The organism is Sphingomonas sp. Leaf20, assembly GCF_001421535.1.
Taxonomy (GTDB): Bacteria; Pseudomonadota; Alphaproteobacteria; order Sphingomonadales; family Sphingomonadaceae; genus Sphingomonas.
The window spans coordinates 502,248-514,931 of record NZ_LMKN01000008.1; the positions used below are offsets into that span (position 1 = coordinate 502,248).

The following is a 12,684-nucleotide window of genomic DNA, read 5'->3' on the forward strand; positions in this document are numbered from 1 at the left end:
GATGCCGATGACTGCCGATGATATCAGCACGATGATCCGTATAGCGATCCCCGACGCGCAGGTCGAGATTACCGATCTGGCGGGCGACGGCGATCACTACGCCGCGAAGGTGACCAGCAGCAGCTTTGCCGGGCTAAGCCGGGTGAAGCAGCACAAGAGCGTTTACGATGCACTGGGCGGCCATATGGGCGGCACGCTGCATGCGCTCCAACTTACGACCGTGATTGCATAAGGACGACGACATGACCGACGATACGAACGCCCGCATCGACGCGCTGGTTAAGGCCAATCCCGTGGTGCTGTTCATGAAGGGCAGCCCCCTGTTCCCGCAATGCGGCTTTTCGAGCCGCGCGATCGCGATTCTCAACCATCTCGAGGTCGAGTTCGAGACGGTCGACGTGTTGCAGGACCAGGGAATCCGTCAGGGCATCAAGGCCTATTCGGACTGGCCGACGATTCCGCAGCTATATGTCGACGGCGAGTTTCTCGGCGGCTCCGACATCATGATGGAAATGTACGAGAGCGGCGAGCTGAAGCAGCTGTTCGAGGCGCAGAAGACGGCCAGCTGATTTCAGCGGATACCGGGTGAGGGTGGACGGTCGCGAGACTGGAATAGCGGGCCGTCCACCCTGCAAAGCGCTGAACGCTCGGTAACATCACTATCCTAGCACGCGCCGTGCCAATCCTGACCGATGACCGATTTCCGCGCGTCACGATGGTTAACCGGCCGATCGATACCCGGCCTCCTGTAAAGCTTTCCGACACAGGCCCGCGCGCCGCCGCACGGCCCCTCTTGCCTTGACAGCGCCGAGCCGCCATTTCCTGGCAATGGCTGAGCATCCGACCGGCATCCCGATCCAGCTCGAGCCGCTTGTCACGCGCGTGCTCGCGCCGAACGCGTCGCCCTATACCTTTACCGGCACACAGACCCACATCGTCGGTACGGCCGACGTTGCGGTGATCGACCCCGGCCCCGATGACTCCGCGCATCTCGACGCGCTCGAGCGCGTGATCGCCGGGCGCCGGGTCACCGCGATCGTTGTCACGCATCATCACCGCGACCACAGTCCTGCGACGCGGCCGCTTCAGGCCGCGACCGGCGCGCCGATCGTGGGCGCCGCGCCGTTCGGCCCGGACAAGGCCGGTGGCGAGGCTGCGTTCGATCCGCTGTATCGCCCCGATCGCGTCCTGGCGACGGGCGACCGGGTGAGCGGTGAGGGCTGGACGCTCGAGGCGCTCGCGACGCCGGGTCATACGTCCAACCATCTCGCCTTCGCGCTGCTCGAAACGGGGGCGTTGTTCTCGGGCGATCACGTCATGGGCTGGTCGACGACGGTCGTCGTTCCGCCCGATGGCGACATGACCGCCTATATGCGAAGCCTCGAACTGCTGATGCAGCGCGGCGACAGGGTGTATTATCCTGGGCATGGCGAGGTGATCGAGCGGCCGCAGCGGCTGGTCCGCGGGATGCTCGGGCACCGCAAGCAGCGCGAGGGGCAGATCCTGCGACTGCTGCGCGAGCGCGGCCGGACGGTCGGCGAGCTCGTCACGCAGATGTATGTCGGGCTGGATCCGAAACTGGTACCGGGGGCCAAGGGTTCGGTGCTCGCGCACCTGTATGACCTGCGTGGCCGCATGATGGTCGACGAGACGAGGGAGGGCGGCGCATGGCGGATCGCGGAGTGAACGAGCCAGCCGGCGTGGCGCCGGTCCGGCAGCGTGGGGGCATAGGTGCGTTCCTCGCGAAGGCGGCAGGCGTCCTCGTCCTGCTTGCCCTCGCGGCGTTGATCGCGCTCTGGGGCGTGCAGCGTTATGTCGAGAGTCGGCTCACGCCGGATCCGACGACGATCGCGAGCGCAAGCCTCGAAGGGCTGCGCGAACAGAACAGGCTGTCGACCTTTGCCGCGCGGTTCGTCGCGGTCGTCACCTCGCGCCAATCGCAGCTTGGCTTCTCGACCGAGAAGACGCTGATCATGCCCGGCATGGTGCGGTACGATGTCGATCTCGCCAAACTGACGCAGCGTGACGTCACGTGGAACGCCGAGACGCGGACACTGGGCGTGCGGCTTCCCGCGGTCGAGATCGACGGGCCCCAGGTCGATCTGAACGCGCTGCGCGAATATAGCTCGGGCGGGTTGCTCGCGACGCTCACCGATGCGGAGAAGCGGCTCGATACCGCCAACCGTCGTGCGGGGCAGGTCGAACTGATGCGCCAGGCGCGCGAGCCGGCGATGATCCGCCTCGCCCGCGACGCGACGCGGCGTGCGGTCGAGCGCAGCTTCGCGATGCCGCTGCGCGCGGCGGGCGTCGACGCGACCGTCACGGTGCGCTTTGCCGACGAACCCGTCGCGAATTCCGAACGATGGGATGCGTCGCGTTCGCTGCAGGACGTGCTAGGGAACCGCAACTAAACCGGGATACGACCATGGAACTTCAGCAAAACCTTGCGGGCATCGACATTCGGGCCGAGATCGAACGCCTCCGCAAGGAGAAGAACGCGATCATCCTCGCGCATTATTACCAGAAGCCCGAATTGCAGGACATCGCCGATTTCGTCGGCGACAGCCTCGACCTGTCGCGCAAGGCGGCGGCGACCGACGCGGACGTGATCGCGTTCTGCGGCGTGCGCTTCATGGCCGAGACCGCCAAGATCCTGTCCCCCGACAAGACCGTGGTGCTGCCCGACATGGATGCGGGGTGCAGCCTCGAGGACAGTTGCCCGCCCGAGCAGTTCGCCGCGTTCCGCGCCAAGCACCCCGATCACATCGCGCTGACGTACATCAACTGTTCCACCGAGGTGAAGGCGCTGTCCGACATCATCGTGACGTCGTCGTCGGCGGAGACGATCCTCGCGCAGTTGCCCAAGGACCAGAAGATCATTTTTGGTCCCGATCGCAATCTCGGCGGGTATCTGGTGCGCAAGACCGGGCGCGAGATGCTGCTGTGGCCGGGCGTGTGCATCGTCCACGAGGCGTTCAGCGAGACCGAACTGCTCAAGCTCAAGGCCGCCAATCCCGGCGCACCGATCGTCGCGCATCCCGAATGCCCGCCGATCATCCTCGACCACGCCGATTATGTCGGCTCGACGCGCGGTATTCTCGATTATGCGATCGCGATGCCCGGCGACACGCTGATCGTCGCGACCGAGCCGCACATCATCCACCAGATGGAGAAGGCGCTGCCGAACAAGCGCTTCATCGGGGCGCCGGGTGCGGACGGCAACTGCAACTGCAACATCTGCCCGTACATGGCGCTCAACACGATGGAAAAGCTGTACGTCGCGCTGCGCGACCTGTCGCCGCGGATCGAGATCGAGCAAAGCCTCAGGCTGCGTGCGAAGACGAGTCTCGATGCGATGCTGGCGATGGCGTCCAACACCGTCGGCAAGGGCGATCTCGGCCCTGCGACGGTGACGGGCGACTGATCAGGCCTGCTGCGGATCGTCGGCCTGCGTGATGCCGGCGATCGCCTCATCGATATGGATCGCGGCGAGCGGCAGGCCGATCGCGTCGGCGAGCGCCAGCGCTTCGGTGAGCAGGGAGACGAGTCGCGCGGTTTGGGTAAGCGTATCCGACGGCATTGCGGTTCCTGATGTTCAGCGTCGATTCCGCCCGGCGCCGGGATCATGATATGCCCTATTTATTGTACGATTAATACCGTCCCTTCCGGTGACCGCGCGGTGCGGCAAACGCGGGATCGGCACGGTGAAACCAGGATCAGATCATGACCGAATTGTCGGGCTTCGACATCGCCACCTTCGTGGCGGCAACGCTGGCAGAAGATCTCGGCACCGTCGGCGACATCACGTCGGCGGCGGTGATCCCCGAGCAGGCGCGGTTCGCGGGGGTGATGGACAGCCGCGACGCGATCGTCGTCGCGGGGCTCGACCTCGCCGACGCGTTCTTCCGTGCGCTCGACCGCGACGTGCGGATCACGCATCTGGTCGAGGACGGGCAGGCGGTTCCGGCGGGAACGCAGCTCATGCGGCTCGAGGGAAGCGCGCGCGCGATGCTCACCGCGGAGCGCTCGGCGCTGAACACCGTGCAGCATCTTTCCGGGATCGCGACGATGACGCGCGCCTATGTCGAGGCGATGCACGGAACCGGCGCGATCCTGCTCGACACCCGCAAGACGATTCCCGGGCTGCGCGTGCTCGAAAAATACGCGACGCGGATGGGCGGCGCGAAGAACCACCGCATGGGTCTGTGGGACGCGGCGATGATCAAGGACAACCATGTCGCGGTCGCCGGCGATGTCGGCGAAGCGGTCCGCCGCGCCAGGGCGGCGGGGATCGCGCAGATCATCGTCGAGGTCGACCGGGTCGACCAGATCGAGCCTGCGCTGTCCGCCGGTGCGACGCATCTCCTGCTCGACAACATGCCGCCGGCAATCCTGCGCGGTGCGGTGGCGCTCGTCGACGGGCGCGTGCCGACCGAGGCATCGGGGGGCGTATCGCTGGAGACGATCCGCGCGATCGCGGAGACGGGGGTCACCTATGTCTCGGTCGGGCGGCTCACCCAGTCCGCGCCGGCGGCCGATATCGGCCTCGATTTCGCCCCGCTCTGATCCCCGGCGCCCGGACCCGCTTTGACGTTTGCGTATCGTGCCGCAGCGAGTAGCGTGCGGCCGAAGTTTTGACGAACCGATAGGGTGAAGATGCGTCCGAAATCCGTGGTCCTGGCCGAACGGCTCTATCTGGCGTCGATCGCGATCCTCGTCCTCATCAGCGTGCTGACCTGGGACGCGGCGGTTGCGCAGGGCGGCGTGATCCTCGCCGGCGGCGTGACCGCGTTCGGGATCGGACTGTCGTTGCTGCTGCTGATCCTGACGACGCGCAAGGCCAGCCGCATCGCGCTCTGGCTGCTGATCGCACTGACCGCGCTCGGCGCGCTCGGGGTGGCGGTGCAGGTCAGCAACGGGATCCTCGCGACGGGCCTCAATGGCGTGCTGACGATCGTCCAGCTCGTCCTCACGCTCATCCCCATCGTATTGCTGTTCCGCCCGCGCGCACGCGCCTGGTTCGCGGACATGGCGTACCGCGACGACGACTATGAGGGCGATGTCGATGATGCGGAGCGCGAGGCATGATCCGCGCCTCGAACACGATGCTGCGCGCGGCGCTGGCGCTTGCGACGGGATTGCCCGGTGTCGCGGTCGGACAGGCCTATAGCTGTTCGGTCCCCGGCGGGATCGAGCGGGTCCGTCCCGATCTTCCGTCCGAGCGCGAACCGGCGCGCGTCATGCCCGTGGCGAGCTACACGCTCGCGATTACCTGGGCGCCGCAATATTGCCGCGACAATGGCGATCGTCCGGGGTCGGCATTCCAGTGCGGCGCGGGCAACCGGTTCGGCTTCACGCTTCACGGCCTGTGGCCGGACGGCGCGGGCAGGACCTGGCCGCAATATTGCGCCGCGACGGCGATCGTGCCGCAGGCCGTCATCAAGCGGCAACTCTGTTCGACGCCCTCCGCGCAGCTGATCCAGCACGAATGGGCCAAGCACGGGACGTGCATGCCGGGATACCAACCGGCGCGCTATTTTCGCCAGTCGAGCAGTCTCTACGCTCGCCTGCGCTATCCCGACATGGACGCGCTGTCGCGCACGCCGATGACCGCGGGACGACTGGCGAGCGCGATGGCCAGCGCCAATCCCGGTCTCGAGGCAAGCATGATACGCGTCACGGCCACCCGGCAGGGGTGGCTCGACGAGCTCTGGATCTGCCTCGACACGCGGTTCCGCTATCGTCGCTGCCCGGCGCATGCGGGCGGTGTGACGAGCGGCACCGCGATCAAGATCTGGCGCGGCGGCCGCTGACCCGGCGCGGGCCGGGTTCAGCCCGACAGCGTGACGGTCGACGGATGATGCTTGTCGAGATGCCGCTTGATGATCTTCAGATTGCGCGTGTTCGAGCGAAAATACAGGTCGGCAGCGTCGCCGACGAACGGGATGAACCCCAATACGGCGTCGAAGCCGACATTGCCCATCATCCGCGCGATCTGGAATTTCGAGAGGCCAAGGTTGCGCGCCTCCCAGACGAGCCAGCTGCCCATCGCGGCGGCGATCAGGTCGCCGACCACCGGGATCAGCCCGACGATAAAATCGAGCCCGACGGGACGGTTGAGCCCCGGCAGGATGAACGCGCGTTCGAGGATGCGCTCGAGCGCCTCGACACGCTGTCGGACAGCCGCCGGATCGCGGCCCAGCGGAAGCGTAGCGGCAAGCTGCGCGGGATCGAAACGGGACGCTGTGTTGGTCATATGTATCAGTTGGTGTCGGTACGCAGCCGGTTCAACGGGTGCCAGGCGCGACTATTCGCCTGCCACTGCGCGAGCCGCGCCGCGACCAGCGACCAGCGGAGTGGCCGCGCGAGCGGGATGAACGGGACATCCTCGTTGACCGCCGCATCCGCCTCCGCGATCCGCTGGCTGCGCGTCGCGAGCGTCGGTGCCTGACGCGCCGCCTCGACCGCCGCGCTTGCCGCCTCGCCGCAGGGCGCGCACGCGGTCGCGAGGTACCAGCGTGCGCTGTCATACGGCGCCACCGCGTCGACGAGCTTGAGATCGGCGGCGGCGTCCATCGGCACGCGCTCCGGCGTGATGCCGATCGCGTAGAGCGCCGCGCCGATGTGCGCATAGAGCAAGGTCGCGCCAGGACCCGCGGGGAGCGCGATACGCAGGCGGATCGGTGCGCCGCCGTTCTCGCTCGCCCAGGCGGCGACGCGCTGACGTGCGCCGACGCGGCGCTCGTCCTGCGTCAGCAGCGTCCAGGCGGGGACCTGCGGCAGCCCCGCCGAATCGAGCGGATCGGGGAGGATGCGATCCGCTGGCTCCCAGTTCGGCGCGATCGCGGATGTCAGCGCGACGCGATCGATCGCCTGTGCCAGCGCGGACCGGCTGGCAGGCGTCGCGAGGAAGCCGCTGCGGGATATGATCGCGAGTCCGAACAGGCCCACCGCGGGATCGACGCGGATCGAAGCCGGCGCGATGTCCGTCGTCGCGAGCAGTGGCCAGTCGGCAAAGCTGCCGCCGCTCACCATGTCCGAGTCGCGCGCGGCAAAGCGCGCGATCGCCCGCGCCGCGCGCTCACCGATCAGCCGGACGTCGCGCTCGGGTTCCTCTTCCCGCTGGTCCTCCGGATCGGCGCGATTGGGGTCATAGGCGGGGCGCAGCAACGGTGCGGTGCCGAACGCGGCGACGCGGAACGGTCCACTGCCGCCGCTCGGACGCACGCGCAACAGCGCGAGTTCTGGTTGCGCGAACAGCTTCAGCAGGTCGGGGCGCGGCCGGTTGAGCCTGACCTCGATGACCTGCGGCGTCATCACGACGATCTCGTCCACCGCGGTCAGGAAGGGGGCGAGCGGGTTGCGCGACCCGCGCGCCATCTGGCGGTCGAGCAGCCCGACGACCTGGTTCGCGGTCACCGGCGTGCCGTCGCCCCACTGGCCTTCGCGCAGACGGAAGATGTAGCTCATGCCGCCGTCGATCACGATCCAGCGCTCGGCAAGACCGGGCTCGATCTGACCCGCGGCGTCGAACCGGACGAGTCCCTGCGCGGTCGCGTCGATCAGCAGCCGGTCGGGCGTACCAAGCGGCGTGCGGCTGGCGTCTGCCACGCGCGGCGGTTCGCCGATCGCGCTGACGACCACGGTGCCGATGTCGAGCCGGCGATTGCACGCCGCCGGCGCGAGCAGGACGAGCGCGGCCAGCGCGGACATGGTGGTGCGGACGGCGGGACTCGAACCCGCACTCCAGGGGAGGGAGATTTTAAGTCTCCTGCGTCTACCGGTTTCGCCACGTCCGCACACAAATATCAGAAAGACGAGGCGGCGCGCAGGGTCAACCCATGGCGAACGCGAATTCGCGCCGCGTCGTCCGGCGAATCGCCCTGCGGTCCCGATATCAGTCGACGTTGAGCCGCGAGCGCATTTCCTTGCCGGGCTTGAAATAGGGGACGCGCTTGGCGCCGACCTCGACGACTTCGCCGGTCCGGGGGTTGCGCCCCGTCCTCGCATCGCGTGCGCGCGTCGAAAATGCGCCAAAGCCGCGGAGCTCGACTCGGCCATCGGCAGCGAGTCGCTTTGAAATCTCGTCGAAAAAGCACGAAACGATCAGTTCGACTTCGCGTGCTTCGAGGTCCGGATGTGCATCCGTCAGTTTCTGGACCAGTTCGGATCGTATCATTGTCGAGAGCCCCCGCCCATAAAATGCAAAAAACTGATCTAGGTCAGTAAAAGGGGCGATAGCACCAATTGGTCTGGTGTCAAAAAGCAAAAGGGACCGAAATGCATCAACGCATCCCGGTCCCCTTCTGCCTTACTTCTTTTCGGCTTCCGTGCGGGCCTTGAGAGCCTCGCCCAGGATGTTGCCGAGCGTCGCGCCCGAGTCCGACGACCCGTACTGCGCCACAGCCTGCTTCTCTTCCGAGATCTGCATCGCCTTGATCGAGAAGGTCGGCTTCTTCGAACGATCGAAGCCCGTCACCATCGCGTCGAACTTCTGGCCGACCTGGAAACGCTCCGGACGCTGCTCGTCGCGATCGCGACCCAGATCCGTGCGCTTGATGAAGCCGGTCGCGCCATCGTCGCCCTGCTGAACTTCGAGGCCCGCGTCGCGGACTTCGAGAACGGTGACCGTGACGATCGCGTTCTTGTTAAGCTTGTCGCCTGCTGCTGCGATGCCGCCGGCCGAAGGCCCGCCGCGCTCGAGCTGCTTCATGCCGAGCGAGATACGCTCCTTCTCGGCGTCGATGTCGAGCACGACGGCCTCGACGGTCTCACCCTTGCGATGCAGGTTGAGCGCGTCCTCGCCCGAAACGCCCCAGGCGATGTCGGACATGTGGACCATGCCGTCGACGTCGTTGTCGAGGCCGATGAACAGACCGAATTCGGTCGCGTTCTTGACTTCGCCTTCAACGGTCGAACCGATCGGATGCGCGGCAGCGAACGCCTCCCAAGGATTGGCCTGAGCCTGCTTGAGGCCGAGCGAGATGCGACGCTTCTCGGAGTCGACTTCGAGGACCATGACGTCGATTTCCTGCGAGGTCGACACGATCTTGCCCGGATGGACGTTCTTCTTGGTCCAGGACATTTCCGACACGTGGACCAGGCCTTCGATGCCCGCTTCCAGCTCGACGAACGCACCATATTCGGTGATGTTCGTGACGCGGCCGGTGAGCTTTGCGCCGACCGGATACTTGACCATCGCGCCATCCCAGGGATCGCTCTCCAGCTGCTTCATGCCGAGGCTGATGCGCTGGGTGTCCTTGTTGATGCGGATGATCTGCACCTTGACGGTGTCGCCGATGTTCAGAACTTCGCTCGGGTGACCGACGCGCTTGTAGCTGAGATCGGTGACGTGCAGCAGGCCATCGATGCCGCCGAGATCAACGAACGCACCGTAATCGGTGATGTTCTTGACGACGCCGTCGATGATCTGGCCCTCGGCGAGGCTCAGGATCAGGCCCGAACGCTGCTCTGCGCGCGTCTCTTCGAGAACGGCGCGACGCGACACGACGATGTTGCCGCGCTTGCGGTCCATCTTCAGGATCTGGAACGGCTGGGGGATGTCCATCAGCGGGGTGACGTCGCGCACGGGGCGGATATCAACCTGCGAGCCCGGCAGGAACGCCACGGCGCCGTTCAGGTCGACGGTGAAGCCACCCTTCACGCGGCCGAAGATCACGCCCTCGACGCGGGTCGTCTTCGAGAATTCGGTTTCCAGCTTGTCCCATGCGGCTTCGCGGCGGGCGCGATCGCGGCTGAGCATCGCTTCGCCGTGGACGTTCTCGACGCGGTCGACATAGACTTCGACTTCGTCGCCGACCTTGAGGTCAGCCTTCTGGCCCGGCGCTGCGAATTCGCGAAGCGGCACGCGGCCTTCCGACTTCAGACCGACGTCGATGACGGCCATGTCGTTCTCGATGCCGGTCACGGTGCCATGCACCACGCGGCCCTCGAAGCTGTCGGCGTCGCCGAGCGTTTCGTTCAGCATCGCCGCGAAATCGTCGCGGGTCGGCATTACCTGGGTTGCCATAGAATTCAGTAATCCTAGTCTGTTTCCGGCCAAGCGGTTGGGTCCGCTGGTCTTGGCCTTCGTTGCCGCGACGACCGAACGTCGGCGCGGCATCCGGACGGCACGAGGTGCGGAGGACGTAGACGCTGCATGCGAAAACGGCGCGTGAGACTCAGAGGTCTCCGCGCCTTCCTCCACGAGCATCGCTCGCCGGACGCATTGCAGTAGCGCAAACCGCGCTCCGGGGCAAGTTCGCTGCCCCGGGAGCAAGTCGCCGGGCGCTGCGTTGGGGGCTGCTCACAACAGGAGCGAAGATTTGAGCGAACGCGGCATTCTCGTGCTGGGCTGGATCGCCACGGCGACGGCGATCGTGATGTATCTGTCGTATATCGACCAGATCATGCTGAACCTCGCCGGGCAGAAGGGATCGGTGGTCCAGCCGTTCGCGACCATGGTCAATTGCGGGCTCTGGGTGGCGTATGGCGTGCTGAAGCCGAAGCGCGACTGGCCGATCGCGGTGGCGAACTTCCCGGGCGTGGTGCTGGGCGCGATCACGCTCGCGACGGCGCTGTAGGCGCGCTGGCTTCCCCCGTCATCCTGACGAAAGTCAGGACCCAGAGCCGCATAGCTCGCCCTTCGTTACCCTGGATCCTGACTTTCGTCAGGATGACGGAAGGGGGGCGGGAAGCGGAAGGGCCTAAACCGCCGCCTTCCTCGCCCGCTGCGCCTCGACCAGCGCAACCGCGCGCTGCACCGAGGCCTCGATCGACAGGAAGCTCGTATCGAGCAACGCGGCGTCGTCCGCCATGACCAGCGGCGCGGTCGAGCGGCCGCTGTCGCGCGCATCCCTGGCCCGGATGTCCGCCAGCACGCGATCCTTGCTCGCGGTCCCGCCACGCGCCTGCAGCTCGGCATGCCGCCGCTGCGCGCGGATGTTGGGGGTCGCCTTCACGAACAGCTTGGCGTCCGCATCGGGCGCGATCACCGTGCCGATGTCACGCCCGTCGAGGATCGCGCCCCCCTCCTGTGCCGCGAACCGCTTCTGTCGCTGCATCAGCGCCGCGCGGACCAGCGGATGCGCCGACACGATCGAGGCCAGCGCGCCGATATCGTCGTCGCGCAGCGCCGGATCGCTCATCATCGCATCGTCGAAATCGCATGCGGCGACCGCGTCCGCCTCGGTCTCCGGATCGAGCCCCATCCGCGCCACGTTCAACGCGACCGCGCGGTACAGCAGCCCGGTGTCGAGATAGGGAAGTTTGTAATGCCTGGCCAATGCGCGCGCGATCGTGCCCTTGCCCGATGCCGCCGGGCCGTCGACTGCGATGATCATCTTAATTCCCCTGGCCGGTAAGCGCGTCGAGCGACCGGAAGAACACGGGATAGCTCGTCGCCACCGGCGATACATCGTCGATCGTGACGGGCTCGCAGGCGCCAAGTCCAGCCACCACCATGCTCATTGCGATGCGGTGATCGAGTTTCGAGGCCACCCGAGCGCCACCGCGAATCGCCGCGCCGCCGGATCCGGTGATCGCCATCCCGTCCTCATATTCCTCGCACACCACGCCGCACGCCTCGAGCGCGATCCGCATCGTCGTGATCCGGTCCGATTCCTTCACGCGCAATTCGTGCGCGCCGCGCGCGACCGTCGTGCCGGTCGCAAACGCCGCGGCGACGAACAGCACCGGATATTCGTCGATCATACTCGGCGCCAGATCGGCGGGCACCTCGATCGCGGTCAGGGGTGCGTGGCGTACGCGCAGGTCGGCGACGGGCTCGCCGCCGACGGTCCGCGGGTCGAGTTCGGTGATGTCGGCGCCCATCATGCGCAACGCGGTGACGATGCCGATCCGCGTCGGGTTCAGCCCGACATTGCGCACAACGATATCCGACCCCGGCACGATCGACGCCGCGACCAGCCAGAACGCCGAGGACGACGGATCGCCCGGCACGACGATATCCTGCGGGGTCAGCTCCGCTTCCCCGGTGATCGAGATCACGCGGCCCGCCTCGGTCTCCTCGACGGTCAGCTTAGCGCCGAACCCGGTCAGCATCCGCTCGCTGTGATCGCGCGTCGCGACCGGCTCGATGACCGTGGTGATGCCGGGCGTGTTGAGCCCCGCCAGCAGGATCGCCGACTTCACCTGTGCCGACGCGACCGGCAGCGTGTAGCTGATCGGCACCGCGGGGCAGATCCCGCGCACCATCAGCGGCAGCGTGCCGCCGGGCGACGCGGTGATGTCCGCGCCCATCTGCGACAGCGGCTCGATCACGCGGCCCATCGGCCGTCCCGACAGCGAGGCGTCGCCGGTAAAGGTGCAGGTGATCGGATGGCTCGACACCAGCCCCATCAGCAACCGCGTCGAGGTGCCCGAATTCCCCATCTCGAGCGCGGTCTCGGGCTGGAGCAGTCCGCCGACGCCGACGCCGTCGACGACCCAGATGCCGTCGTCCTGCCGCGCGATCGTCGCGCCCATCGCGCGCATCGCCGCCGCGGTGGCGAGCACGTCCTCCCCCTCGAGCAGCCCGGTGATCCGGCTGGTGCCGACCGCGAGGCTCGCGAACATCAGCGCGCGGTGGCTGATCGACTTGTCGCCGGGAACCGCGATCGAACCGGTCAGCGGACCGCGCGCGACCACGTCGAGAGGCTGGGGGAGGGGGTGTGTCATCGGGCC

At 66.8% G+C, this 12,684-nt stretch carries 16 protein-coding genes and 1 tRNA gene; 9 read left to right on the forward strand and 8 right to left on the reverse strand.

The features are described 5' to 3' along the window. Position 1 precedes the first annotated feature (1 nt). From ASE72_RS10540 to nadA, 5 genes are all read left to right on the forward strand, one after another. On the forward strand, positions 2-232 hold the full coding sequence (locus ASE72_RS10540; RefSeq protein WP_056020594.1) for a BolA/IbaG family iron-sulfur metabolism protein: 231 nt from the start codon (positions 2-4) through the stop codon (positions 230-232). A 10-nt stretch (positions 233-242) separates the two neighbouring features. After that, positions 243-569, forward strand: coding sequence for a Grx4 family monothiol glutaredoxin (gene grxD, locus ASE72_RS10545; RefSeq protein WP_056020597.1), 327 nt, complete (start codon positions 243-245; stop codon positions 567-569). Positions 570-828: 259 nt separating this feature from the next. Beyond that, positions 829-1,686: an MBL fold metallo-hydrolase gene (locus ASE72_RS10550; protein ID WP_056020599.1), complete on the forward strand. Its 858-nt coding sequence runs from the start codon at positions 829-831 to the stop codon at positions 1,684-1,686. Next, positions 1,668-2,411: a DUF4230 domain-containing protein gene (locus tag ASE72_RS10555; RefSeq protein ID WP_056020601.1), complete on the forward strand. Its 744-nt coding sequence runs from the start codon at positions 1,668-1,670 to the stop codon at positions 2,409-2,411. Before ASE72_RS10550 ends, ASE72_RS10555 begins: the two co-directional genes overlap by 19 nt. Positions 2,412-2,425: 14 nt before the next feature. Then, positions 2,426-3,424 carry a quinolinate synthase NadA gene (nadA, locus tag ASE72_RS10560; protein ID WP_056020604.1) on the forward strand — a complete coding sequence of 333 codons (999 nt, stop codon included), beginning with the start codon at positions 2,426-2,428 and terminating at the stop codon, positions 3,422-3,424. Here the strand turns inward: nadA and ASE72_RS20260 are convergent, their stop codons facing one another. Continuing rightward, positions 3,425-3,580 (reverse strand): hypothetical protein, encoded by a 156-nt coding sequence (locus ASE72_RS20260; protein WP_156350377.1) that lies wholly within the window; start codon positions 3,578-3,580, stop codon positions 3,425-3,427. It lies immediately after the preceding gene. 143 nt (positions 3,581-3,723) lie between these two features. Here ASE72_RS20260 and nadC point away from each other — a divergent pair, with 143 nt between their 5' ends. From nadC to ASE72_RS10575, 3 genes are all read left to right on the forward strand, one after another. Beyond that, positions 3,724-4,566, forward strand: a complete 843-nt coding sequence (gene nadC, locus ASE72_RS10565; RefSeq protein WP_056020607.1) for a carboxylating nicotinate-nucleotide diphosphorylase — start codon at positions 3,724-3,726, stop codon at positions 4,564-4,566. A gap of 90 nt (positions 4,567-4,656) precedes the next feature. Further along, positions 4,657-5,088: a hypothetical protein gene (locus tag ASE72_RS10570; RefSeq protein WP_156350379.1), complete on the forward strand. Its 432-nt coding sequence runs from the start codon at positions 4,657-4,659 to the stop codon at positions 5,086-5,088. After that, positions 5,085-5,813: a ribonuclease T2 family protein gene (locus tag ASE72_RS10575; RefSeq protein ID WP_443024759.1), complete on the forward strand. Its 729-nt coding sequence runs from the start codon at positions 5,085-5,087 to the stop codon at positions 5,811-5,813. Before ASE72_RS10570 ends, ASE72_RS10575 begins: the two co-directional genes overlap by 4 nt. A 17-nt stretch (positions 5,814-5,830) precedes the next feature. Here the strand turns inward: ASE72_RS10575 and ASE72_RS10580 are convergent, their stop codons facing one another. The 5 genes from ASE72_RS10580 to rpsA all read right to left on the reverse strand — a co-directional run bounded on the left by ASE72_RS10580 (position 5,831) and on the right by rpsA (position 10,030). Further along, positions 5,831-6,256, reverse strand: a complete 426-nt coding sequence (locus ASE72_RS10580; protein ID WP_056020613.1) for a DUF4112 domain-containing protein — start codon at positions 6,254-6,256, stop codon at positions 5,831-5,833. Between the two features lie 5 nt (positions 6,257-6,261). After that, positions 6,262-7,713 (reverse strand): ABC transporter substrate-binding protein, encoded by a 1,452-nt coding sequence (locus ASE72_RS10585; RefSeq protein WP_056020616.1) that lies wholly within the window; start codon positions 7,711-7,713, stop codon positions 6,262-6,264. A gap of 2 nt (positions 7,714-7,715) precedes the next feature. After that, positions 7,716-7,799, reverse strand: a tRNA-Leu gene (locus ASE72_RS10590). A gap of 98 nt (positions 7,800-7,897) precedes the next feature. Continuing rightward, positions 7,898-8,179 (reverse strand): integration host factor subunit beta, encoded by a 282-nt coding sequence (locus ASE72_RS10595; RefSeq protein ID WP_056020619.1) that lies wholly within the window; start codon positions 8,177-8,179, stop codon positions 7,898-7,900. Positions 8,180-8,311: 132 nt separating this feature from the next. Next, positions 8,312-10,030, reverse strand: coding sequence for a 30S ribosomal protein S1 (gene rpsA, locus ASE72_RS10600; RefSeq protein WP_056020622.1), 1,719 nt, complete (start codon positions 10,028-10,030; stop codon positions 8,312-8,314). Between the two features lie 295 nt (positions 10,031-10,325). Between rpsA and ASE72_RS10605 the strand changes: the two genes are divergently transcribed. Further along, entirely contained in the window at positions 10,326-10,583 is a 258-nt protein-coding gene (locus ASE72_RS10605) for a SemiSWEET family transporter (RefSeq protein ID WP_031441625.1), read from the forward strand. 123 nt (positions 10,584-10,706) lie between these two features. Here the strand turns inward: ASE72_RS10605 and cmk are convergent, their stop codons facing one another. Continuing rightward, positions 10,707-11,342 (reverse strand): (d)CMP kinase, encoded by a 636-nt coding sequence (gene cmk, locus ASE72_RS10610; protein ID WP_056020625.1) that lies wholly within the window; start codon positions 11,340-11,342, stop codon positions 10,707-10,709. A 1-nt stretch (position 11,343) separates the two neighbouring features. Further along, positions 11,344-12,678: a 3-phosphoshikimate 1-carboxyvinyltransferase gene (aroA, locus tag ASE72_RS10615; RefSeq protein ID WP_056020627.1), complete on the reverse strand. Its 1,335-nt coding sequence runs from the start codon at positions 12,676-12,678 to the stop codon at positions 11,344-11,346. Positions 12,679-12,684: the final 6 nt, after the last annotated feature.

Excerpts from the sequence above, each read along its gene's own strand:
- ASE72_RS10540 (WP_056020594.1), top strand. The coding sequence starts at position 2 with ATGCCGATGACTGCCGATGATATCAGCACGATGATCCGTATAGCGATC.
- grxD (WP_056020597.1), top strand. The coding sequence starts at position 243 with ATGACCGACGATACGAACGCCCGCATCGACGCGCTGGTTAAGGCCAAT.
- ASE72_RS10550 (WP_056020599.1), top strand. The coding sequence starts at position 829 with ATGGCTGAGCATCCGACCGGCATCCCGATCCAGCTCGAGCCGCTTGTC.
- ASE72_RS10555 (WP_056020601.1), top strand. The coding sequence starts at position 1,668 with ATGGCGGATCGCGGAGTGAACGAGCCAGCCGGCGTGGCGCCGGTCCGG.
- nadA (WP_056020604.1), top strand. The coding sequence starts at position 2,426 with ATGGAACTTCAGCAAAACCTTGCGGGCATCGACATTCGGGCCGAGATC.
- ASE72_RS20260 (WP_156350377.1), bottom strand. The coding sequence starts at position 3,580 with ATGCCGTCGGATACGCTTACCCAAACCGCGCGACTCGTCTCCCTGCTC.
- nadC (WP_056020607.1), top strand. The coding sequence starts at position 3,724 with ATGACCGAATTGTCGGGCTTCGACATCGCCACCTTCGTGGCGGCAACG.
- ASE72_RS10570 (WP_156350379.1), top strand. The coding sequence starts at position 4,657 with ATGCGTCCGAAATCCGTGGTCCTGGCCGAACGGCTCTATCTGGCGTCG.
- ASE72_RS10575 (WP_443024759.1), top strand. The coding sequence starts at position 5,085 with ATGATCCGCGCCTCGAACACGATGCTGCGCGCGGCGCTGGCGCTTGCG.
- ASE72_RS10580 (WP_056020613.1), bottom strand. The coding sequence starts at position 6,256 with ATGACCAACACAGCGTCCCGTTTCGATCCCGCGCAGCTTGCCGCTACG.
- ASE72_RS10585 (WP_056020616.1), bottom strand. The coding sequence starts at position 7,713 with ATGTCCGCGCTGGCCGCGCTCGTCCTGCTCGCGCCGGCGGCGTGCAAT.
- ASE72_RS10595 (WP_056020619.1), bottom strand. The coding sequence starts at position 8,179 with ATGATACGATCCGAACTGGTCCAGAAACTGACGGATGCACATCCGGAC.
- rpsA (WP_056020622.1), bottom strand. The coding sequence starts at position 10,030 with ATGGCAACCCAGGTAATGCCGACCCGCGACGATTTCGCGGCGATGCTG.
- cmk (WP_056020625.1), bottom strand. The coding sequence starts at position 11,342 with ATGATCATCGCAGTCGACGGCCCGGCGGCATCGGGCAAGGGCACGATC.
- aroA (WP_056020627.1), bottom strand. The coding sequence starts at position 12,678 with ATGACACACCCCCTCCCCCAGCCTCTCGACGTGGTCGCGCGCGGTCCG.